Raw genomic sequence first — 22,531 nt, 5'->3', positions numbered from 1 at the left:
GCGCACCAACGCTCGTCAGGCCGAGGTCCGTTCCTAGAACTTCCGGCTCAAGCTGAGCCCCCATTCGCGCGGACGGCCGAAGCTGGCCTCTTTCAATCCGAAGCCGCTGGAGGCGTTGCCCGACACCATGTAGCGCTCGTCCGAAAGGTTCAGGCCGAACAACGCCGCCTGCCAGAGTTGATCGGGCGAGGCGTAGGCCAGCCGCGCGCCGAACAGGTCGTAGGCCGGCTGGGTCAGGTCGGGATCGTTGGCCACGTCGTTGTAGACGGTGCTGTAGTGCGTCCAGTCGACCCGGGCGGTCAGGCGACCGCCGCTCGACAGGTCATGGCCGTATTCGATGCCGCTGTTCAAGGTCCACTTCGGCGCCTTGATGAAGTGCGTGGCCAGGGTGATCGGCAGCACCTGTCCGGCGGCGAGGCCCGAACCGACCTCGGTGTACTTGGCGTCCATGTAACCGCCGCCGAAGTTGAAGCTCCAGCTGGCGGTCGGCCGGGCCTGGAGTTCGACCTCGAGCCCCTTGACCTCGCCCGCCGCGGCGTTGGCCACGAAGTTGCGCGGGGTCTGGTTCACCGTGACCTGGATGTCCTGGTAGTCGCTGAAATAGCCGGCGACGTTGAGGATCAGGCGGCGGTTAAGCCAGGCCGTCTTGGCGCCGGCTTCGTAGGTGAGCAGGGTCTCGGGCTGGTACTCGGTGACCTCGCTGGCGTCGTTGAGCGGGCGGGCGTTGAAGCCGCCGCTCTTGAAGCCCTTGCCGACCGAGGCGTAGAGCAGGACGTCGGGCGTGGCCTTGAATTCGAGGCCCACCTTGGGCGTGAACGAATTCCACGATCCGCTCGGGCTGACCTGGGCGATGACGCCGCCGTCGCGGATGCGGCGGTGGTCGAGCACGTAGTCCTTTTCGTCGCGATTGTAGCGGGCTCCGACCGTGGCGCTGAGCTGGTCGGTAAGGGCCAGGCTGCCCTGGGCGAACAGGGCGTAGGTCGTGCTGGTCACCTTGGTGTAGACGGCCGCCGAAGGGCTGTAGGGCGGCGGCGAGACGCCAGGCGCCAGGCCGAGCGCCAGCTTGGCGTAGCCGGAATCGGTGCCGCGCTCGCGGAAGACATAGGCCCCCGTCACCCAGGTCAGGCGGTCGCCGAACGACTCGCCGCCCAACTGGAATTCCTGGCTGTATTGGGCCTGGACGTCGTGGTTGAAGGTCTCGCGGAACGTGAAGGGCGTGTTGTCGCCGTCGCGGGCGAAGGTCGCCGTCAGGCCGCGCACGGCGGTGATGCTCTTGAAAGTGACCTCGCCGAGGTCCCAGCTGACGGTCGCCGAGCCGCCCCACAGGTCCAGGTCGTTGACGTTAGGACCCGTGCCGTAGGTCGTGAACGGGCTGTCCGTCAGGAACGAGGGGTTCAGCGACTTGGCCCCGTTGGGCGCGGTGATCCCGAGGCCGGGCGCGACATAGGTGTTGAAGTTGCCCATGAACGGCCCGATCGCGAAGCCGGGGACGGCGCCGATGACCAGCAGCTTCTGCGGCGCCGAATGCTCCCGCGCCCGGGTGTAGTCGGCCGACAGGTTGACCGTCACCGTGTCGGACGGCTCCCAGAGCAACTGCGCGCGCATCGCCGTGGCGTTGCGGTCGCCCAGGTCGTCGCCGGTGGTCAGGCGCTCGCCGTACCCGTCGCGGGTCAGTCGCGCCGCCGACAATCGGGCGGAGACCTTCTGGCCGAGCGGAATGTCGACATGCCCCTTGACGTCCAGCCGGTCGTAACTGCCGGTCACGCCCCCGATCTCGCCTCCGAAGGCGTTCTTGGGCTGCTCGGTGGTGATCAGCACAGCGCCGCCGATGGTGTTCTTGCCGAACAGCGTGCCTTGCGGCCCGCGCAGCACTTCGATGCGGCTGACGTCAAAGGCGTCCAGCGTGCCGCCGATCGAGCGGGCGTAGTAGACGCCGTCGACATAGACGCCCACGCCGGGGTCGCTGAAGATGGCGAAGTCGTTCTGACCGACGCCGCGGATGAAGACGGTGGCGTTGTAGTTGCCGCCGCTCAGCGCCGCCGCGCCGTCGAAGCGGATGCTGGGAGCGAACTTGGCGATCTGGTCGACGCTTTCGACGCCTCTGCTCTCCAGCGCCTCGCCCGCGAGGGCGGTGACCGCGACGGGCGTGTCCTGCAGCCGTTCCTCGCGACGGCGGGCCGTGACGACCACTTCCTCGATCTGGACGGCGGGCGCCTGGGCCTGACCGGCGGCGAGCGCGGGCGATGCGAACGCCTGCGCGCCGGCGGCGGCGCAGATCAGCAAGCCTCCGGCGCGCAAGCGCCCGGAGATATTCCCATTCCTGGGCATCTGTTTCCTCCACGTACGTCGTTTGTTTTTCTTCGACGAACCCCCGAGCGTCCGCCGTCATGCGTACTTTGTTATACGTACTAACTATCACAAAGCATGATTGTATGTACTCTTCAATCGGCCATGTGGTTGAATGGGGCTTTCGGCGAACGTTGTTGCGCGAGCGCCACTGGCGGGGCGCGGCGCGAATCCGCGCGGCGTGATACGAGGATGGGGCAGCGGGAAAGAGCCAGGAATGATCGACGCTGGTGAACGTGGGGAAGCGATCGGCGAGGGGGTCGCGCTGGGCGGCCTGGAAACCACGGTCGGGTTTCTGCTGCGCCTGGCCCAGGTGGCGGTGTTCAAGGACCTGCTGGCGGCCTTGAAGCCCTTCGACCTGCGCGTCGCCGACCTGTCGGTGCTTCTGGTCATCGAGGCCACGCCGGGGACGCAACAGAGCGCGATCGGCGAGGCGCTGCGCATCCAGCGGCCCAATCTGGTGACCATCATCGACCAGTTGCAGGCCCGGAATCTGGTGCGGCGAGGGCCTGTTCCGGGCGACCGCCGGGCCTACGCCCTGTCCTTGACGCCGGAAGGTGAAGCGCTGCTGCGGAAGGCCAAGGTCGCGCACGCCCGGCACGGCCGGAAGGTCCTCAACGCTCTCGGAGATTTCGAGACGGAGCGCATGTTGGCCGCTCTCAGGCGTATCGCCGCCCTGTGATTGAAGAGCCGGGGCGAGGCGTCCGCGGGGTCGTCCGGACCGGAGGGGAGGGCGGCATGGCGAAAATAGTATGTCTCACTGACAATCACTGCTTGGTCCTGACGCCGTGATCGATAATCCTACGCGCCATAAAAAGCGGGGAGACAGAACGTGCCGAGGATCTCAGAGAGTCTGTTCGACGGCCAAGAGCGCCCGGGCATCGCCTTGCCGCTCGACCATGATCCTCGGCGCCTGCTGGACGAACGGCCGATGGGACGATTGCAGTGGACGGTCGTGGTCCTCTGCGTCCTTCTCAACGCGCTCGATGGCTTCGACGTCCTGTCCATCAGCTTTGCCTCCCCCGGCATCGCCAAGGATTGGGGCGTCGACCGGGCCGCCTTGGGCCTGGTGCTGTCCATGGAGCTGATCGGGATGGCGATCGGCTCGGTGTTGCTGGGCGGGCTGGCCGATCGCGTCGGCAGGCGGGGCGTCACGCTCGGCTGCCTGGCCACGATGTCCTTGGGGATGGCGGCCGCGCCCTTCGTCTGGGATGTGCCCTCGTTGTCGTTGGTGCGGCTGGTCACCGGCCTGGGCATTGGCGGCATGCTCGCCTGCACCAACGCCATGGTCGCCGAGTTCACCAATCGCAGGAACCGCTACCTCGCCGTCGCCCTGATGGCGGCCGGCTATCCGCTGGGCGCCGTGCTGGGCGGCTCCGTGGCCTCGGTCTTGCTGGCGAGCGGGGGGTGGCGGGACGTCTTCATTTTCGGCGCGGCGTGCTCGGCGCTGTGCCTGCCGTTGACCGCGCTGCTGCTGCCCGAGTCGATCGGCTTCCTTGTCGCCAAGCCTCCCAAGGACGCGCTGGCGCGGATCAACCGGCTGCTGGTGCGCATGGGCCATCCGGTCGCGCCACGCTTGCCCAGCGTGGTCGATCAACCGCGCGCGGCGATGAGCGAGCTCTTCAAGCCAGGTCTCCTGCGAACGACCCTGCTGCTGACCGCGGGCTACTTCGCCCACATCATGACGTTCTATTTCATCCTGAAATGGATCCCCAAGCTCGTGGTCGACATGGGCTACGCACCGTCGACGGCCGGCGGTGTTCTGGTCTGGGCCAATGTGGGCGGGCTGACCGGCGCGGTGCTGCTTAGCGTCCTGACCCTGCGCTTCCCCCTGAGGCCGCTGGTGATCACCGCCATGCTGGCGTCGGTGGTCATGGTTTCGGTCTTCGGTCGCCCGCATGCCGACCTCTTCGAACTGCGGCTGGTCGCGGCGGTCGCCGGCTTCTGCACCAACGCCGGCGTCGTCGGGTTCTACGCCCTTCTCGCCCAGGCTTTCCCGACCCCTGTCCGAGCCGGAGGCACCGGCTTTGCGATCGGCGTCGGACGTGGCGGGGCGGCGCTGGGGCCGGTCGTGGCCGGCCTGATGTTCGCGCAAGGATTCGGCCTCTTCGTGGTCGCCTGCTGCATGGCGGCCGGTTCACTGCTGGCCGCGCTGGCGGTCCTCGCCCTGCCAAGCCGGCCGGTCGAGGCCCGTTAGGCCGAGGATCGAGAGTTGTTGGAGAGACGGTCGGATGAGGCCGGGGTTTCGGTCCCGGCCCGCTATTCGCCCGCCCGTCCTGCCTTTGCGGCCGTCACCACACCGGGTCGCCGTCACGGAGAAAAAGGCGCGGCGCAAATTGTAATTGACTATACTGTTTCATAGACATACTAATTTCCCCAACAACACAACAAGATGGGGAGGCGGTGCGCGACATGGAGGAGATCACGTCCTTTGGCGTGCTTGGCGAGCGGCTCGGCTTCCTCCTGCACCATGCCGACATGGGCGCGATGGCCGCGCTTTGCGAACGCCTGTCGCCGCTGGGCGTCACCCCCGGCCGGGCCACGGCCGTGGTCTATATCGGGCTGCACGAGGGGTGCGACCAGATCACCTTGGGCCGCGCCCTCGGCGTCAATCGCGCCAGCACGATGAAGGCGATCGACGAGCTTGAGCTGCTCGGCGCGATCCAGCGTCGACCCGGCCGCGACCGCCGCACCAACGCCCTGCACCTGACCGCCGCCGGCCGCGCGCTGCGCGGCGCGATCGAGCGGACGACCCAGGAACACGACCACTCGGCCTTCGCGGCGCTTTCGGCCGATGAACGGGCCGAACTGCGCCGCCTGCTGACCAAGCTGCGGAACCGGACGGGGACCGGCTTTGCGCCCGTCTCGGTCGCCGCCACCATGATGAGCGGGGCCAAGGCTCCCGCAGCGCCGCGAAAGGACTGATCATGAGCACCACCGACACCCTGGACAAGCCGGTCAGCTTCGAGCGTCTCGACCCGATGACGGGGGCGGTCGCCACAACCGCCGCGGCGATGACCGTCGCCCAGGCGGGGGCGGCGGTCGATGCGGCCCAGGCCGCCTTCGCGGGCTGGAGCGCGCTGGGGCCCAATGCGCGCCGCGCCTTCCTGAATAAGGCCGCCGACGCCCTGAACGCCCGGGCGGACGCCTTCGTCCAGGCGATGATGGGCGAGATCGGGGCCACCGAAGGCTGGGCGCGTTTCAATCTGATGCTGGCGGTCGGCATCGTCCGCGAGGCGGCCGCCCTGACCACCCAGATCACCGGCGAGGTAATCCCGTCGGACAAGCCCGGCTGCATCGCCATGGCCGTGCGCGAACCGGCCGGCGTGGTGCTGGGCATCGCGCCGTGGAACGCGCCGATCATCCTGGGCGTCCGCGCCATCGCCACGCCGCTGGCCTGCGGCAACACCGTCGTGCTGAAGGCGTCCGAGACCTGTCCGCGCACCCATGAGCTGATCATCGAGGCCTTCTCCGAGGCGGGTCTGCCCGAAGGCGTCGTCAATGTGGTGACCAACGCCCCGGCCGACGCGCCGGCCATCGTCGGCGCCCTGATCGACCACCCCGCGGTGCGCCGCGTGAACTTCACCGGCTCGACGGCGGTGGGCAAGATCGTCGCCAAGCGCTGCGCCGAGCACCTCAAGCCCGTCCTGCTGGAACTGGGCGGCAAGGCCCCGCTGATCGTGCTGGACGACGCCGACCTGGACGAGGCCGTCAAGGCCGCCGCCTTCGGCGCCTTCATGAACCAGGGCCAGATCTGCATGTCGACCGAGCGGATCATCGTGGTCGACGCCGTGGCCGACGCTTTCGTCGAGAAGTTCAAGGCCAAGGTCGGCGGCATGGCCGTCGGCGATCCGCGCGAGGGCAAGACGCCGCTGGGCGCGGTCGTCGACCTGAAGACGGTCGCTCACGTCGAGGGACTGGTCGCCGACGCGCTCGCGGCCGGCGCCGTGCAGGTCAACGGCGGCGCCTCGAACGGCGTGCTGATGCCGGCGACCGTCGTCGACAAGGTCACGCCCGAAATGAAGCTGTTCCGCGACGAGAGCTTCGGCCCCGTGGTCGCCGTGATCCGGGCGCGTGACGAAGCCCACGCCGTCGAGCTGGCCAACGACACCGAGTACGGCCTGTCGGCGGCCGTCTTCACCCGCGACACCGCGCGGGGCCTGCGGGTGGCGCGCCAGATCAAGTCGGGCATCTGCCACGTCAACGGCCCGACCGTGCATGACGAGGCCCAGATGCCGTTCGGCGGCGTCAAGGCCTCCGGCTACGGCCGCTTCGGCGGCAGGGCGGGCATCGACGCCTTCACCGAGCTGCGCTGGATCACCATCGAGACCCAGCCCGGTCACTATCCCATTTGACGTCCTTCAACGTCTTCCTCCCCAGATTACTCAAGGATCGGTCATGACCGAGATCAACGACACCGCCACCTTCACGGTCGAGGACCGCATCGCCTGGGTGAAGTTCAATCGCCCCGAGAAGCGCAACTGCATGAGCCCCCGGCTCAACCAGCGCATGGGTGAAATCCTCGACGAGCTCGAATTCCGCGACGATGTCGGCGTCCTGGTGCTGACCGGGGAAGGCCAGGCCTGGTCGGCGGGCATGGACCTGAAGGAATACTTCCGCGAGACCGAAGCCAAGGGGCTGGGCGCGGTGCGTAAGGCGCAACGCGAATCCTACGGCTGGTGGCGGCGTCTGCGCTGGTACCAGAAGCCGACGATCGCCATGGTCAACGGCTGGTGCTTCGGCGGCGGCTACGGACCGCTCTATTCGTGCGATCTGGCGATCGCCGCCGACGAGGCGCAGTTCGCCCTGTCGGAGATCAATTGGGGCATCCTGCCAGGCGGCGGCGCCACCAAGGTGGTGTCCGACCTGATGCCGATGCGCGACGCCATGTATCACGCGATGACCGGCGAGCTGATCGACGGCAAGAAGGCCGCCGCCTGGCGCCTGGTGAACGAGAGCGTGCCGTTGGACCAGCTGAAGTCGCGCGTGGTCGAGCTGGCCAAGGTCCTGCTGAAGAAGAACCCGGTGGCGCTGAAGGCCGCCAAGGACGCGATCCGCCGGGTCCGGGAGATGACCTACGACAACGCAGAGGACTATCTGGTCCGGGCCCAGGAGGCCGCAAACTCGTACGATGACGATGGCCGCAAGGAGGGCATCAAACAGTTCATCGACGACAAGACCTACAAGCCCGGCCTGGGCGCCTACGATCTGGCCAAGCAAGGCTGACGCGGGCGAGGGGGGAGCTGAAAGAGGAGGCGCTCCAATGGGCGGCGCGATCGATCACGTTGGCCTGCAGGCCCGCCTCGGCCCTCGAAGGCTCGCGGCCGTCGACCTAGCCAGCGGGCGGCGCTGGACCTACGCCGAGCTCGACGCGGCGCTCGCCCGCTGCGCGCGGGTGCTGGTCGATCGCGGCGTGGGCCTGGGCGACCGCGTGGTCAGCCTGGCCCGCAATCGCGTGGTGCTGGCGATCCTGCACCTGGCCTGCGCGCGTGTCGGAGCCATCTACACGCCGCTGAACTGGCGTCTGAGCGCGGCCGAGATCCTGGCCCTGGTCGAGGACGCCGAGCCCCGGCTGGTGGTCGGCGATCACGAACTTGCGCGTGTCGGCCTGGACGGACTGTCGCTGGACGGGCTGGCCGGCGAGATCGAGGCCGCCGCGCCCTTGGATGTCGGCCCGTTCGATCGCGACCGGCCGTCGCTGATCCTCTACACCTCGGGCACCTCCGGGCGGCCCAAAGGCGTGCTGCTGAGCGAGCGCAACCTCGACCAGACGGCGCTGAACTTCGGTCGACTGGGCCAGGTGACGCACCAGAGCGTGTTCTTGAACGACGCGCCGATGTTCCATGTCATCGGCCTGGTGACCTGCGTCCGGCCGCCGCTGCTGCACGGCGGCGCGATCCTGGTCTCCGACGGTTTCGAACCGGCGCGGACCCTGGCCCGGCTCGGCGATCCGGAGCTGGGCGTGACCCACTATTTCTGCGTGCCGCAGATGGCCCACGCCCTGCGCGGTCATCCCGCGTTCGCGCCCGATCGGCTGCGCCGCCTGACGGCCGTGTTCACGGGCGGCGCTCCGCACCCGGCCGCCGACATCCGCGCCTGGCTGGCCGACGGCGTCCCGATCGTCGACGGCTTCGGCATGAGCGAGGCCGGGACCGTGTTTGGCATGCCGATCGATATCCCCGGGATCGACGCGCGCGCCGGGTCGGCGGGCGTCGCCATGCCCGGGGTCCTCGGTCGGATCGTCGACGCCGAGGGGCGCGACTGCCCGCCTGACATGGCGGGCGAGCTGCTGCTCAAGGGGGAGAACCTGTTTTCCGCCTATTGGCGACGGCCCGAGGAAACGGCCGAGGCCTTCGACGACGACGGTTGGTTCCACACGGGCGATATGGTCCGCGCCGACGCCGATGGCTTCCACTGGCTGGTTGACCGCAAGAAGGACATGTTCATCTCGGGCGGTGAGAACGTCTATCCGGCCGAGATCGAGGCGGCGCTCGCCGGCCACCCCGCGATCGCCGAATGCGCCGTCGTGGGCCTGCCGGACGCGCGCTGGGGCGAGATCGGTTGCCTGGTCGTCGTGGCCCGGCCGGGGCTGACGCTCACGCACGACGAGGTCTTGGCGCACCTGCAGCCTCGCCTTGCGCGCTACAAGCTGCCCAAGCTGACCACGCTGATGGACGCCCTTCCCAGAACCGGGACGGGAAAGGTCCAGAAGAACCTGCTCCGGGACCTTCTGCTTGAGCGGTCGCCGGCCTAGACCGCTTCCGAGGCCATCATCCGGTCGATCAGGCGGCGCGCATGCACCCCGCCGGCGTCGATGTTCAAGGTCAGAAGACGGCGTTCCGGCAGCCGCGAAAGGTTGGCCTGCTGCCGCTCGAGCACGGCCAGGTCCTCGCTGAAGATCTTGCCCTGGCCCTCACGGATGGTGTCCGTCAGCGCGGCGTCGTCCACCGCGAAGGCGCGCGCCATGCCCCAGAAGTACCAGTGCGAGGTCGGGGTCTCGGGCGTGATGAAGTCGACGACGATGCTCGACGCCTTGACCTCGCGAGGCGCGTCGTAACCACCATGGCCGGCGAGGGCGACGCCGACCTCGATCATCACTTGGCTGGGCAGGGAGAACCGGCAGATCTGCCAGCGATCGACCAAGGCGGTCTCGTCCAGACCGGCGCCGCTCAGGGCCATCCGCCAGAAGGGCGGGGCGTTCACGCCCGGCATGTGACGGCTGGTGACGACCTGATCGCCCTCCAGCGTGGTGCGGACCGGCGACTCGTCGATCTCGCGCTGGCCGATGCTGGTGGCGTGGACATAGGTCTCGTGAGTGAGGTCCATCAGATTGTCGACCATCAGCCGGTAGTCGCAGTGGATGTGATAGAGGCCGCCGCCGTACGCCCAGCCCGGATTGTCGGCCCAGGGCATCGGTGGCAGCTTCGCCGGATCGGCCTGCCCGGCGTCTCCAGGCCAGACCCAGAGGAAGCCGTTGCGCTCGATCACCGGGAAAGCCCTCGCCGCCGGGAGGGCCTCCGTGCGCTGACCTGGCATGCCGGCCGCCCGGCCGTCGCAACCGATCGTCAGGCCGTGATAACCGCAGACCAACTGGCCATCGCGCACGACCCCCAGGGACAGCGGAGCGCCGCGGTGCGGGCAGAAGTCCTCGACGGCGGCGACTTGGCCGGCGGGGCCGCGAAAGAACACCATCGGCTCCCCGCAGATCATGCGGCCCAGCGGTTTGGTCGTCAGCTCCTCGGCTGTCGCGGCGACGTACCAGGCGTTGGACGGCCAGGTCCGGGCGGAAGAGGGCGGCGCCGGCGCGCGTTGGCTGGACATAGATTCCTCCGCGAAACTGATTGTATGAGATTAAACAGTTTGTAGGCCGGGTTACGCAAGAGCGTTGACCCCCTCAAGCCACGACCACGCCGGTCGATCGCGCCAGGATCGCGGCGGGCGCGGCCACCCGGTCCAGGGCGAGCAGCGTGGCGGCCAACAGGTCGATGTCGGCGTCCGACGGCGGGCAGCGCGCCCGGCGCGCGCAGTCGCGGAACTTGGCGGTGATCCCAGATTCATCGATCGGGTTCTCGGGCGCCCCCTTCGGATGGAGCACGCCGTGCGTTAGGGTCTCGCCCGAGGTCAGCACCAGGGTCAGGGCGCCCGAGGCGGCGTCGCGCATCGTGGCCTTCGGATCGACGACGAAGCGGCTGCGCGCGGCGAGGGCCAGAACGACCGGGTCGGCCAGACGGTCGGGCGCGTAGCTGTCCAGCGTCACCGCGCCGTGCGCCAGGGCCAGGGCGGTGGTGAAGGGCAGGCTGAACTTCGCGTCAATCGCCGTGCGCGGCGTCTGCTTCTGCGCCGGCGGCTCGGCCAGCATCCGCTGCACGCCGCCGCCGGTCATGATGATCTGGGCGATCCGGTCCGGCTCCAGCCCATGAGCCTGGCGCAGCGACAGCGCCGCCTCGACGAAGGCGTGGGTTCCGCGGCAGCTGGGCCAGGGCTTGAAGCTCAGGCGCTCGCCGTGGAAGTAGGCTCCCAGGCCGGCGGTCAGCACATCCTCGTCGTACTGTCCCTTGGCGAACAGGGCGAACAACCCCGCCGGCCCCTCGAAGACGCCGTCGAAGCCCCTGACGCCACGCTGGGCCAGCAGGGCCGAGACCAGGCCCGCATGGGCCGGGAAGGCGTCGCGGACGCCGCGGAGCGTTGAGGTCGGATCGGTCTTGAACTGGGCCGTGGCGGTGGCCTGGTTCAGGGTCAGGGCGAGCGCGGCTTGGGTCTGTTCGGTGCTCAGGCGCAGCAGCCGGGCGGCGGTCGCGGCCGCGCCGAACGCGCCCAGGATCGGCGGCGGGTACCAGCCCGCTTCGTCGGGATTGACCTTCAGCGCCAGGCCCAGGCGGCAGACCAGGTCGCAGCCGACCGCCAGGGCGGTCAGGAGGTCCTGGCCCGAAGCATCGAGTTGTTCGGCGAGCGCCAGCGCCACCGGAACGCAAGCGGCGTTGGGATGGATCGGCGCGCCGTCATAGGCGTCCTCGAAGTCCAGGGCATGGGCGCCCGCGCCGTTGGCCAGGGCCGCGCCGAGGCGCGAGGTCCGGAAACCAAAGCCGATCACGCTGGCCTCTGGGCGGCCGCCGGTGTCGCGCGCCACCTCGGCGAACGCCGGAACGCCTTCACCCAGACCGCTGGCGGCCAGGGTGACGCCCAGGGCGTCCAGCAGCGACAGGCGGGTCATCTCGACCGCGCGGGCCGAGAGTTGCTGGAAGCGCGCGCCGGCGACATGGGCCGCCAGGCGCGCGGTGAGCCCCTGGGCGGTCACGAGGGATCTTCGACCGCGGCCAGCACGGCCTGGCGGCGCGCGCCCCAGGACGGCGCCACCGACAGCAAGACGACGGCGGCGATCATCAGGAGGGCGCCCACCAGCTCCGTTCCCGTCGGCATGGGAAGGCCCCAGACCAGGGCCAGGATGAAGGACGCGGCGATGCCGGCCAGGATGCTGGCCGAGCGTTCCAGAGGTACGCAGAAGGTGTTCTCGCGCGGATCCAGCAGGATGACGGCGGAGAAGATCGAGACCACGAACAGCAGCACGGCCAGCACCAGGATCGGCGCGATCTGCGGCGTGCCCCACACCTCGATGAAGCCCCAGGCCAGTTGCGAGCCTTGCGCCCCCACGCCCAGCAGCGGCGTCAGGGCCAGCAGCAACACCGACAGGGGAACGGCGACGATCTTTTCCTCGACGAAGTATCGCCGCACGCTGTCGGGATCGCCGGACTTCGACACGTGGGTCATCACGGCCAGGCGGCCGAAATAGCCGATCGTGTAGAGGATGATGGTGGCGATCGCGAGCGGCGGGAGATGCAGGCCGCCGCGCTGGCGGATGGTCAGGAACAGGCCGACGGCCACCAGCGCCAGCGCGACCCAGCTGTACCAGCCCACCTTGCGTCGGAAGGCCAGATCGACCAGCGGCGCCAACAACAGCACGTCGCCGCGCATCAGCAGTTGAATGAATGGGATGCTGACGCCCTCGAAGGTCAGGGACATCGGCACGGTGAACAGCACCAGCGCCGTGCAGATGCCGGACAGGAAGGTCCAGCGCGTTGGGAAGGGCAGGGAGGCGCCCCCGAACCGAAGCCGGTGGGCCGCGCGCCACCAGCCCGACAGGCCGATGAACAGGAAGGTCAACAGGCCGCTGACGATCAGGGAGGCGGGCAGGATCTCCAGACCGCTCAGCGGGCGTCCCAGCACCGGGGCGGGCGTGCTGGCCAGCTGCTTGGTGATGACCATGTATGGGATGTAGGCCAGCACGTAGAGGGCGACGACCACCCCAAGCGGCACGCGGTTCAGCCACTTCATGCCGACGTCTCCGAAAGCTCGAGCAGGACGGCGTCGCCCCGGGCGTGGAAGCGGGCGTTGAGGCCGGCGGCTTGCGTCGCCCAGCGCAGGTAGTCGACCACCTGCCCGAACCGCGCGTCGTCGGCCTTGAGAATTTCGGGCTGGGCGTCGCGGTTGATGAAGGCGGGCAGGAAGCCGATATCGGTCAGGCCCCCGGTCGTCGCCCGCGCCGTGACCACCAGGGTCATCCGCGAGTCCGGCGGGAAGTTGTAGAGGCTGTCGAAGTCGGGAACCCAGCCGGGGCTGAGCGACTGAATCTCGCGAAAGCCCTTGCCCTGGGCGTGCTCGGGCGTCATCCGCAGGTCGATGGCGAAATTGCCCATCGAGTAGAAGATCGGCTTGCCGCGATAGACCTCGACCCCTTTGAGGATATGGGCGTGGTGGCCGAGGATCAGGTCGACCCCGGCGTCGATGGCCGCGTGGGCGACTTCGGCTTGATAGTCGGCCAGCACCGCGGGGACGAAGTGGATGCCCCAGTGGATCGACATCACCACGACGTCGGCGACCGCGCGCGCGGCCTTGACGTCGGCGACCATGGCCGCGAGATCGGCGCGGTTGGCGTGGGTGTGGACCCGGCAGGGCGTGCCCGGCTGGTCCGGCTCGATCTGCTCGTAGATCGTCCAGGCCCGCATGGGGGCGCAGCCGGGCCGATCCGCTTCCGCCCAGTAGTTGGCCGGCAGGATGGAGCAATAGGCCAGGAAGGCGACGCGGACGCCGTTCGCCGTCTGGATCACCGGGGCGCGCGCCTGGGTGATGTCGGCGCCGACCCCGACCACCGCCAGACCCGCGGCCTGGAGACTGTCGATGGTGTCGAAGAAGCCGTCGCGGCCCCAGTCCATGCAGTGGTTGCCGCTGAACGACACCACGGTGAAGCCGGCGTCCTTCAGGGCGGACGCCGTGGCGGTCGTGGCGCGGTGGGTGTGGCGCACTTGGGGCAGGCGGGCGCCGCGATCGGTCAAGTTCACCTCCAACTGGCAGAAGGCGATGTCGGCCTTGCGGATCTCGTCGCGAACCAGGGCGAAGCACTCGCGCGGGTCGTCTCGATCGGGGCCGATATCGGCCACCGCGTAGAGGCGAGCGCTCATCGCATCGGTTCTCGCCGGGTGGGGCGGGGCTTGGCCGTCACGGTTCCCTCCAGGCGGCGTTGATCGCCAGCGCAAGTTTGGAACCATACTGTTTACATCACAAACTGTTGTCAATCGCGACGCGGAGTCGATTTCATGCCGGCAAGCTCTATGCTAGGCGATGAAGATCGTCAGGGTTCCAACCTTTGGAATCCCGCCAGCCCACACGGACCTGCCGCCCATGAAAGCTTCCGCAGAACTGCCGACCGCGGACGACGCCGCGGAGCCAGGCCTGGACTTCGACACGCTGGACCAGGTGTTGGGCTTTCATGTCCGCCAAGCCCAGGGGACCATGCACCGGAACATCATCGCGGTTCTGGCCAAGGCCGACCTGACCCAGAAGCAGTCGGCGACCCTGTGGCTGATCGGATCCAACCCGGGCGCTTCGCAGATCGCCATCGGCGGCGCCCTGCGCATGGACCGCGCCACCACCATGGCGGTGATCGACAAGCTGGAAGCGCGCAACCTGGTGGTCCGCCAACGTTCGGCGGTCGATCGTCGTCGCCACGAACTCTATCTCACGCCGGCGGGACAGAAGCTGCTGGTCGAGGTCAAGGCCATGGTGAAGGCGCACGAGCAGGCCTTCGCCGACCGTTTCACCGCCGCCGAGCTGGAAACCCTGATCGACCTGCTCAAGCGCCTGTATGTCTAGCGGGCGCCGGGCGGTCGAATTTATTCGGCTCCAAATGGTTTGCTAAATAAACGATCCGGTATACAAACAAATATAGACGCCTTCCCAGGGCGCGAAGGATCGGCTGCACGCCCGGAGGAAACGGAATGTCTGAGGCCCGGATCGAGGCTGATGCGCAGCCGCGCGCGCAGTCTCCCGCGACGCGCTGGCGTCCCTACCAGATCTACATCCTCGCCCTGCTGCTGCTGGTCACCGTCTGCAACTATCTAGACCGCATCATCCTGGGGGTGTTGCAGGAACCGATCAAGCGCGAGCTGAGCCTCAGCGACGCGCAGTTGGGCCTGCTGAGCGGGCCGGCCTTCGCGATCTTCTATTCCGTCGCGGGCATTCCGATCGCGCGTCTCGCCGAACGGATCAACCGCGCCAGCCTGCTGGCGTTCGTCGTGGCCTTCTGGTCGGCCATGACGGCCTTCTGCGGCCTGAGCCAAGGCTATGCGCAACTGCTGCTGTCGCGCGTGGGCGTCGGCATGGGCGAGGGCGGCTGCATCCCGATCAGCCACTCGCTGCTGGCCGACAACTTCAGCATGCGCCAGCGCGGCGTGGTGATGTCGGTGGTCAGCACAGCCCCCTCCCTGGCCACCATCCTGGCCCCGGTCATCGGCGGCCTGGTGGCCCAGCAGTACGGTTGGCGCGTGGCGTTCCTGGCCGTGGGCCTGCCTGGCCTGCTGCTGGCCGTGCTGGTCTGGCTGACCCTCAAGGAACCCCGCACCAAGGGACAGGCGGCGGTTAGGACCGAGCGCCAGAAGGGTTCGTTCTTCAGCGATTTCAAGTGGCTGGCGGGAAATCGCGCCTTCGTCTGGGTCTTTGTCGGCGGGGCCTTCATCGGCCTGGCCTACAACGCAACGACGGTGTTCACGGTCTCGTTCATGATCCGCAGCCACGGCCTCACCCTGGCCCAGGCGGGGGGCGTGCTGGGGCTCAGCGGCATGGTGGGCCTGATCGGCGCCTTCCTCGGCGGTTTCGCCGCCGACCGCTTCGCCGACGATCGCGGACGCTCCTATGTCCTGGTCCCGGCGGTCGGCGCGGTGCTGACCTGCGTCTTCTACGTCCTGGCCTTCACCCAACCGAACTGGGCGATCGGCATGCCGTTCCTGCTGGCCTCGTCGGTGGCCTACAACCTCAAGAACGGCCCGATGTACGCGGCCGTGCAGAACATCGTGCCCGGCACCATGCGCGCCACGGGGGCGGCGGTGTTCATGTTCGGCGCCACGGTCGTGGGCGCCATGGTGGGGCCGGTGCTGGCCGGCGGGATCAGCGACATGATCTCGAGCCAGCGGTTCCCGGCGACCCTGGGTCGGTTCGCGGCGACGTGTCCGGGCGGTCACGCGGCCAAGGGCGCGGCCGCCGACATCGGAGCCGCCTGCGCGACGGCGTCGGCCGCGGGCCTGCAGACAGCCCTGGTGACGGTGTCGTTCGGCTTCGTGCTGGCCGCGGTGTTCCTGGTCCTGGCCAGCCGCGCCCTCAAGGCCCGCTCGGACTAGTCCCGGTTCGGAGGCATCGAGGCGACCGCGCGGTAGAGCTTGTCGAGCAGGGCGCCCAGCGTCTTCTGCTCCTCGGCCGACAGGGTCGCGTGCGCCTCGGCCTCGTTGCTGCGGGCCAGCGCCGCCATCCGATCCAGCGCCTTCTGACCTTCGGGCGTGACGAACAGATGATGGCGGCGCCGGTCGGCGGTCGAGCGCTGACGGCGGGTCCAGCCCCGGGCTTCCATGTTGTCGAGGATCGCGACGATGCTCGCCTTGTCGAAGCCGACTTCGCGCGACAGGGTCTTTTGCGAAAGACCCGGATTGGCGGCGATCAAGGCCAGGGTCGAGAACACGCCGGGGCGCAGGTCGTCATCGCCGAGCAGGACGCTGAACGATCGCGACAGGTGGTTCTGGATGCGCCGGATGCGGAACCCGATAATATCGTTGAGGATGCCCAGATCGATCTCCCCCTTGGGCTCGTCCAGGGGATCGGGAACTTCTGGGGCCATGGTCGAGGTCATGATCTTGCGTGCGGTTCGGCGAGAGGAGGTGACCTCCTTGTCCGCTGGAGCCGCCCGGGTCAATGGCTGTCGGCGGCGGCGAACACCACGCGCTCCCCGTCCCAAGCGAATTCGGTCTTCAGGCCCGCCTGGCGGCTGATGTCGGCGACATAGTCGGCGACCGCCTGGCCACGCTCGTCCGGACCCAGCGGCTGGGGCTGGCCCGTGGGCGCCGTCCAGATCGGTCGGAAGCCGGGGCTCAACACGCCGTTCGTATCGAGATGGCAGGCCGCGACCATGCCGTTCTTGGCCTGCGGGTGGAACGGATAGAGCGGATAGTCGGGGTCGGGCTCGAAGCCGAACAGCACCTTGCGCTTTTCCGCCCAGGCCCGCCGTTCCGGGCTTTCGTTGCCCTCGGCCGTCAGGGCGCGCGTCACGGTCACGAAATTGCCCAGCCCGTGAAAGATCGGCTTGCCGCGCCAGACCTCGACGCCGCGCAGGATGTGCGAATGGTGGCCGATCACGATGTCGGCCCCCGCTTCGATCGCCGCCCGCGACACAGCCTTCTCGTACATGGCGATGTGGGCGGGTGTGTGGACCACGCCCTTGTGGAAGGCCACGACCAGCAGATCGACCTGGGCGCGGATCGCCGCGACGTCGGCCTGCATGGCCTCGACCGTGTCGGGGTCGGCGAAGGTGTAGACCTTGGGCGGCCCGCCGGGGTTGGCGTTCTCCAGTTCGTAGTGGGTGATGATCTTCAGATAGGCGCAGCCGGCCCGCTTGGGTCCGGCCCAGCCTTCCTTGGGGCCGACGCAGTTGTAGCTCAGCAGGCCCACGCGGACGCCGCGCCGGGTCATGAGGCCGGGACGGCGGGCCCGAGCCAGGTCGAGGCCCGCGCCCGCCGTGGCCACCCCCTGGTCGGCCAGGTTGGCGATCGTGTCCTCGATGCCCTCGGCGCCGCGATCGTGGACGTGGTTGCCCGCCAGGCTGACCATGTGGAAGCCGGCCCGGCCGACCGCGCGCAGGTTCTCCGGATCGCTGGCGGGGGCGGGGATGTCGCCGACCGATTCCTCCCCGCGCGTGGTGTGCGGCACCTCGACATGGCCGATCAGCAGGTCGGCCTCGGCCAGCATCGCCCGGACCGGGTCGAAGAAGAAATCGGCCTCGGGCTCGTCCAGCACCAGGTCGCCGGTCATGTAGAGCTTGAAAGGCGCGCTCATCGGGCGGTTCCGAACGGCAGGACGACGCTGGACGGGGTGTCGCCACCAGTATGCAGGGTGAGGGCGGCGGCGGGCGAGACCTCGGTGCGGGCCCGCTCCCGCGGATCGGCGCCCGAGACCGCGACGCGGATCCTGTGACCGGCCTTGAAGACATAGGACACCGCCAGCATGTCGAACGAGACCTTCACCGGTTCATCCGTCTTCAGCGGCTGATGGTCCTCGATGCGACTGCGCCGCCAGGGGATTCCGATGGTCTCCCAGGTCGCCGGAACGACCTTCCGCAGCGAGGCGCGTTGGCGGCCCTCGCTGACGACCGTCACCGTCCCGTCCGGCGCGACGTCCTCCAGATAGGCGAAGATCGGCTGCTCAGGCGCCGTCGACGAGATCCACAGATCCACCAGCGGCGTGCCGGTCATCTCCGTATCGGCGGCCAGGCGCGATCCGTTGTAGACGAAACTGGCCTTGGCCGGATGGCAGGGCTGGGCGAACGGGCCCCAGTTGGGCTTCACCGCATCGGGCGGGCAGACGGGGGCGTAGTCCACCGTCACGCTGCTGGCCCGACTCTTGGCCGGAGCCTTGGGCGCGAGGGCCTCGGCGCTCAGGAAGAGCCTGTTGGCGGCGTCGGGGCGCGGCCACGCTCGGGCCGAGCGCCATTCCTGCCCCCGCGGCGCGCCGACGGTGAAGTAGTGGATCGGCGCGTCGGTCTCGACGCCGGTGGTCTTACCCTTCAGATAATGGTCGAAGAACCGCAGCTGCTCGGCGCGCAGATCGAAGCCGTCGTTGAGGCAGTGGCGCCAGGGGCCGATCACGATCCGCGCCTGGTCCGGCAGGTTGGCCTGGGCGATCAGGCCTTCGGTGCGGAAATCGTCGTACCAGCCGCCCTGGATGTAGAGCGGGACCTTCGAGGCCTTCACCTGGTCCAGGTAGGCCCCGATGCTGACCTCGCCCCAGAACTTGGCCATGACCAGGGGCGACCAGCTGTCGCGATAGGGCATGGACTTCATCAGTTCGAGCAGGTTGGTCGACTTCTGGTGTTCCTCGGCGGCCTGGCGCAGCTGGACGCGATCCTCGTCGCCTTGCACGGGCGTGGCCTTCAGGTCGTCCTCGAGCGTGCGGACCGGGCCGGTGCCGTATTGGGAGATGATGCCGCCGCGCGTGTGGCCGTCATAACGGTCCCAGGCGAAACAGCCAGCGAAGGCGGCCTTCAGGTGCGGCGGCCGGGCGATCAGGGCGTGCATCACCGCCTCGCCTGTGTTGGAGCAGCCGTACATGCCGATCTGGCCGTTCGACCAAGGCTGAGCCGCCAGCCATTCGGTGATCTCGTAGGCGTCGAAGCCCTCGGTGAAGTCTTCGTAGCCGCGACGGGTCCCGAACGAGGCGCCGTTGCCGCGTCGCGCCACGACGGCCACGACGTAACCGGCGCGGGTCAAGTCCGACAGGGTGTGGCGGTCGGTGGCGGCGGTCGCGTCGGCGACGCGGACGCCGGCCTTCTCGATGTCCAGGGTATGGTGCCAGATCACCGGCAGCGGCGTGTCGACCGGCTTGCCGTCCACCGCGGGCCGGTGCAGCGACACGGCGATCTTCGTGCCGTCGCGCAGGGGCAGGTAGAACGCGGTGACCACCTGCTGGGCGTAGTCGTCCCTGGGCTTGTAGGCGCCGAAGGCGGCGGGGGCTTGGGCCAGGACGGGGCCGGCAAGCGCCGAGGCGGAAAGCAGGGCGGCGAGGGCGACGACGGTGGATTTCATGCGCGGCTTACTCGAAAAGAAACGGCGGACCAGGGCTGGCCCCGATCCGCCGTAGTTACCGGGGAAGAAACGGGGCGGCCTACCAGGCCTTGGTGATTTCCAGGGATACGAACCGGCCCATCGCCGAGGCGTTCTGGCTGTCCCACGAGGACGTGCCATTGAGGACGATCGGCGGATCCTTGTCGAACAGGTTGATGACGTTGGCCGAGACGCGGACGCCCTTGCCCCAGCCGGCCTCGTCGCCGAACGCGTAGGACGTCGTGACGTCGTAGGTCGTCTGGCTCTTGGCCTTCACGTTCGGGGTGACGGCCGTGTTGAGATAGCTGTCGGTGTAGTTGGCGAAGAGGTTCGCCGACCAGCCGTTCTGACGCCAGCTCAGCGTGCCGCGCACCCGCAGGTCGACCGGGTTGCCGAAGGTGTCGAGCACGTCGATCCAGGGCGAGGCCGCGGCGGTCTTGCGCTCGAGCTTCAGGATCTTGGCCACCTCGGTCCCGACCGCCCAATCGCCGATCGGCGTGCTGAAATCGTAGCGGATCGAGACGTCCAGGCCGCGTTGATCCAACTGGCCGAGGTTCTGCCGGCGGCCGTCGAGCAGGACGTCGATATTGCTCACCGGCTCGACCGGGTTCTGCAGGTCCGGACTGGCCAGGGCCTGGGCGACCAGGGCGTTGAAGGCCGCCGTGGCCGTCGCGTCCGACGCAGCGGGGCGGCGGACGATGTAGGCGGCGTAGACCGAGCCGCTGGTCAGGGCGGTGGTCGGCGCCACGTCGATGCGATTGTCGTAGAGGATCTTGTACCAGGTCGCCGACACGCTCAGTCCTTCAAGCGCCTTGGGTTTCCAGTCCAGGCCCGCGGACCAGGTCTTGGCCGTCTCCGGGCCGAGCTGACCGTTGCCGCCGTTGGTGAAGATGCCGCGCCGCACGCCGCTCGGCGAGGTCGGGTCCGTCAGGTTCTGGATGAAGATGTTCTTGATCTGGTCGGCGCTGTCGACCAGCGACGGCGCGCGGAACGAGGTGCCGTAGGTGGCGCGCAGGCTGAGGTCCGACACCGGCGCGTAGATCAACCCCACCTTTGGATTGGTGGTCTCGCCGAAGTCGGAATAGTCCTCGCGGCGACCCGCGAGCGACAGCTCCAGCCGGTTCACCCCGGGGATGGCGTTCGCCGGGCTCACCAGGGGCACGAACAGCTCGCCGAAGATCGTGTGGATGTTGCGGCTGTTGTTGACGATCTTGTAGGTCGCCGCGCCGCTGGCCAGGACGTTGTTGGCTTCCAGGGTCTGCTTGAAGCCGTTGTCGTGGTACTCGGCGCCGATCGCCACGCGGACCGAGCCGGCGGGCAGTTCGAACAGCGGACCGTCGGCCTTGATCGAAAAGTCCTTGGCGATGTTCGTGCCCCAGGTGGCGCGGTTGGCGTCGATGATGTCCAACAGGGCGGCGTTGTTGGTCCGGTTGAACGTGCCGTCGCCGAACGGATTGAAGGCGGTCGCCGGGTTGCTGCTGGCCAAGGCCGCGGTCAGGGCGCCGTTGTTGAGCACGTTCTTCCGATCCTGGAAGCCGCGGCTGACGCTGTGGTCGACATAGGCGGCGATGCGCCACTGCTTGGGCAGATCGAAGTTGAAGCCGATCGCGTTCTGTTGGGCGTTCTCGAAGCCGGTCGAGTTCGGGTCGAGGTCGTCGTTCAGGCGGTACTCGACGGTCTCCGACGTCTGGCCGGCGGGCGAGACATACCAGGGATTGGTGTTGCGGACGGCCAGGCTGAACAGGGCCGGGGGCGCGGCGAGGTCGTATTTGCGCCGGGTGTAGAAGCCTTCGTACCAGAGCTCCAGGTTCTCATCGAGGTGCTGGTGGATGTTGAACAGCACGGTGTCGCGGTTCTGCTTGGGCAGCAGGTCCGCGGCCGCGGCCTCGTCGTAGCGGTTGGCGGTGTTGGCGACCAACGCGCTCGAGGGGACGCCGACGCCGTTGCCGGGGGGCAGGGCGTAGCGGACGCCGCCGATCACGATGTTGCCGGGCGCGGCGGTGAACGGTCGCGCGTCGCTGCCGCCGCGGGCGGTGCGGTTCTGGCTGGCGAAGTCGCGGTCGGCCCCCGAAAGGTGGCCGCGCTCGTTGTGTTCGTATGAGAAGAAGAAGCCGCCCTTGTCCCAGGTCTTGCCGAAGGTCTGGCTGAACTGCTTCTGGGAGACGTCGTCGGCGAAGTCGTAGCGGAGGGTGGTCTCGGCGCCGTCGAAATCCTTGCGGGTGATCAGGTTGACGACGCCGGCCACGGCGTCCGAGCCGTAGATCGCCGAGGCGCCGTCGGTCACCACCTCGATGCGGGCGATCGACGAAGTGGGGATCTGGTCGAGGTCGCTCAGGGCCTTGATCACGCCGTTGGGGGCCAGGCGGCGACCGTTCAGCAGCAGCAGGGTGGCTTCCGGACCGATGCCCCGGAGGTTGGCGGCGCGCACGGCCGTGGAATTCGCGGCGGCGTCCTGGGCTCCGCCGCTGAAGCTGTTGCGGCTTTCGTCCGCGCCGAGGTTCACCACCTGCGGCAGCAGGCGAACGGCGTCGCTGGCGGTGCTGGCGCCGCTGGCCTTCAGTTCCTCGATGCCGATGCCGATGGTCGGCGACCCGGCGCTGGCGACGCCGCGAATGCTGGTGCCGGTCACGACGATCTCGGACACCGCCGTATCGGGTTCGGCCGCGGGCGCGGTCTGGGCCTGAACCGCCGTGCCTGTGGACCAGACGGCGGCGATGATGGCCAGATGCGAGACGCAAGCTTGGCGTGAAATGGTGGTCTTCATGGCGGCCCTCCCGTGAGCCGTCCGGCTGGGCGCCGTCGGCCGTTCTTATCTCGGTTCATGTCCGGTTCTTCGATTTAGATCGTCGATAAAACCGTTCGAATAAAAACAGTATGTTTTACGAACGAAATGGTTGCAAGGGGGTAAGGCGAAGTTTGAGACCGGTGTTATCGGAGAGGCGCCGTCCGCGCGGAGGCCTGGTTCGGCGGCGCCGCTCACACGGCGTCGAGACGGCGGCCTTGGCCCGTGGAGGCGGTCGCCGGCGCCGCCCGGTCCCCGCGGGAAGGGAGCCAGT

At 68.5% G+C, this 22,531-nt stretch carries 17 protein-coding genes; 8 read left to right on the top strand and 9 right to left on the bottom strand.

Annotated elements, in window-relative coordinates; all coding sequences use genetic code 11:
• Positions 1–33: 33 nt before the first annotated feature.
• Entirely contained in the window at positions 34–2,283 is a 2,250-nt protein-coding gene (locus ASD38_RS14095) for a TonB-dependent receptor (RefSeq protein WP_235523838.1), read from the bottom strand.
• A 280-nt stretch (positions 2,284–2,563) separates the two neighbouring features.
• Here ASD38_RS14095 and ASD38_RS14090 point away from each other — a divergent pair, with 280 nt between their 5' ends.
• The 6 genes from ASD38_RS14090 to ASD38_RS14065 all read left to right on the top strand — a co-directional run bounded on the left by ASD38_RS14090 (position 2,564) and on the right by ASD38_RS14065 (position 9,100).
• Positions 2,564–3,028: a MarR family winged helix-turn-helix transcriptional regulator gene (locus tag ASD38_RS14090; RefSeq protein WP_056460792.1), complete on the top strand. Its 465-nt coding sequence runs from the start codon at positions 2,564–2,566 to the stop codon at positions 3,026–3,028.
• Positions 3,029–3,232: 204 nt separating this feature from the next.
• Positions 3,233–4,543 (top strand): MFS transporter, encoded by a 1,311-nt coding sequence (locus ASD38_RS14085; RefSeq protein WP_200946008.1) that lies wholly within the window; start codon positions 3,233–3,235, stop codon positions 4,541–4,543.
• 215 nt (positions 4,544–4,758) lie between these two features.
• Positions 4,759–5,271, top strand: coding sequence for a MarR family winged helix-turn-helix transcriptional regulator (locus tag ASD38_RS14080; protein ID WP_235523837.1), 513 nt, complete (start codon positions 4,759–4,761; stop codon positions 5,269–5,271).
• A 2-nt stretch (positions 5,272–5,273) separates the two neighbouring features.
• The gene (locus tag ASD38_RS14075) at positions 5,274–6,701 is read left to right on the top strand and encodes an aldehyde dehydrogenase (protein WP_056444602.1); all 1,428 of its coding nucleotides are present in this window, start codon (positions 5,274–5,276) and stop codon (positions 6,699–6,701) included.
• Positions 6,702–6,744: 43 nt separating this feature from the next.
• A complete protein-coding gene (locus ASD38_RS14070; protein WP_056444599.1) occupies positions 6,745–7,572 on the top strand; it encodes a p-hydroxycinnamoyl CoA hydratase/lyase in 828 nt (275 codons plus the stop codon).
• Positions 7,573–7,609: 37 nt separating this feature from the next.
• Positions 7,610–9,100: an AMP-binding protein gene (locus tag ASD38_RS14065; RefSeq protein WP_056460790.1), complete on the top strand. Its 1,491-nt coding sequence runs from the start codon at positions 7,610–7,612 to the stop codon at positions 9,098–9,100.
• On the opposite strand, the gene ASD38_RS14060 is transcribed toward ASD38_RS14065, so the two are convergent.
• The 4 genes from ASD38_RS14060 to ASD38_RS14045 all read right to left on the bottom strand — a co-directional run bounded on the left by ASD38_RS14060 (position 9,097) and on the right by ASD38_RS14045 (position 13,799).
• Positions 9,097–10,167, bottom strand: coding sequence for an aromatic ring-hydroxylating dioxygenase subunit alpha (locus tag ASD38_RS14060; protein ID WP_056460787.1), 1,071 nt, complete (start codon positions 10,165–10,167; stop codon positions 9,097–9,099). The two genes, ASD38_RS14065 and ASD38_RS14060, sit on opposite strands and share 4 nt — an antisense overlap.
• A gap of 73 nt (positions 10,168–10,240) precedes the next feature.
• Entirely contained in the window at positions 10,241–11,641 is a 1,401-nt protein-coding gene (locus tag ASD38_RS14055; RefSeq protein WP_056444590.1) for an MmgE/PrpD family protein, read from the bottom strand.
• Positions 11,638–12,675 (bottom strand): hypothetical protein, encoded by a 1,038-nt coding sequence (locus ASD38_RS14050; protein WP_056444587.1) that lies wholly within the window; start codon positions 12,673–12,675, stop codon positions 11,638–11,640. The genes ASD38_RS14055 and ASD38_RS14050 overlap by 4 nt, the downstream gene beginning before the upstream one ends.
• Positions 12,672–13,799 carry a CapA family protein gene (locus ASD38_RS14045; RefSeq protein WP_056460784.1) on the bottom strand — a complete coding sequence of 376 codons (1,128 nt, stop codon included), beginning with the start codon at positions 13,797–13,799 and terminating at the stop codon, positions 12,672–12,674. Before ASD38_RS14045 ends, ASD38_RS14050 begins: the two co-directional genes overlap by 4 nt.
• Positions 13,800–14,019: 220 nt before the next feature.
• Here ASD38_RS14045 and ASD38_RS14040 point away from each other — a divergent pair, with 220 nt between their 5' ends.
• Both ASD38_RS14040 and ASD38_RS14035 read left to right on the top strand, forming a co-directional pair.
• Positions 14,020–14,490 carry a MarR family winged helix-turn-helix transcriptional regulator gene (locus ASD38_RS14040; RefSeq protein WP_056444581.1) on the top strand — a complete coding sequence of 157 codons (471 nt, stop codon included), beginning with the start codon at positions 14,020–14,022 and terminating at the stop codon, positions 14,488–14,490.
• A 125-nt stretch (positions 14,491–14,615) separates the two neighbouring features.
• On the top strand, positions 14,616–16,010 hold the full coding sequence (locus tag ASD38_RS14035) for a spinster family MFS transporter (RefSeq protein ID WP_056460781.1): 1,395 nt from the start codon (positions 14,616–14,618) through the stop codon (positions 16,008–16,010).
• Here the strand turns inward: ASD38_RS14035 and ASD38_RS14030 are convergent.
• The 4 genes from ASD38_RS14030 to ASD38_RS14015 form a co-directional block, all read right to left on the bottom strand.
• The gene (locus tag ASD38_RS14030) at positions 16,007–16,501 is read right to left on the bottom strand and encodes a MarR family winged helix-turn-helix transcriptional regulator (protein ID WP_056446162.1); all 495 of its coding nucleotides are present in this window, start codon (positions 16,499–16,501) and stop codon (positions 16,007–16,009) included. The genes ASD38_RS14035 and ASD38_RS14030 overlap by 4 nt on opposite strands.
• A gap of 71 nt (positions 16,502–16,572) precedes the next feature.
• Positions 16,573–17,712 (bottom strand): CapA family protein, encoded by a 1,140-nt coding sequence (locus ASD38_RS14025; protein WP_056460778.1) that lies wholly within the window; start codon positions 17,710–17,712, stop codon positions 16,573–16,575.
• The gene (locus ASD38_RS14020) at positions 17,709–19,457 is read right to left on the bottom strand and encodes a CocE/NonD family hydrolase (protein WP_056460775.1); all 1,749 of its coding nucleotides are present in this window, start codon (positions 19,455–19,457) and stop codon (positions 17,709–17,711) included. Before ASD38_RS14020 ends, ASD38_RS14025 begins: the two co-directional genes overlap by 4 nt.
• 79 nt (positions 19,458–19,536) lie before the next feature.
• Complete coding sequence (locus ASD38_RS14015) at positions 19,537–22,239, bottom strand: TonB-dependent receptor plug domain-containing protein (protein ID WP_056460772.1); 2,703 nt, start codon at positions 22,237–22,239, stop codon at positions 19,537–19,539.
• Positions 22,240–22,531: the final 292 nt, after the last annotated feature.

Source organism: Caulobacter sp. Root487D2Y (genome assembly GCF_001427165.1).
Lineage (GTDB): Bacteria > Pseudomonadota > Alphaproteobacteria > Caulobacterales > Caulobacteraceae > Caulobacter.
Note: the sequence above shows the minus strand (reverse complement) of the source record. Positions and strands in the feature narration are given on the sequence as shown.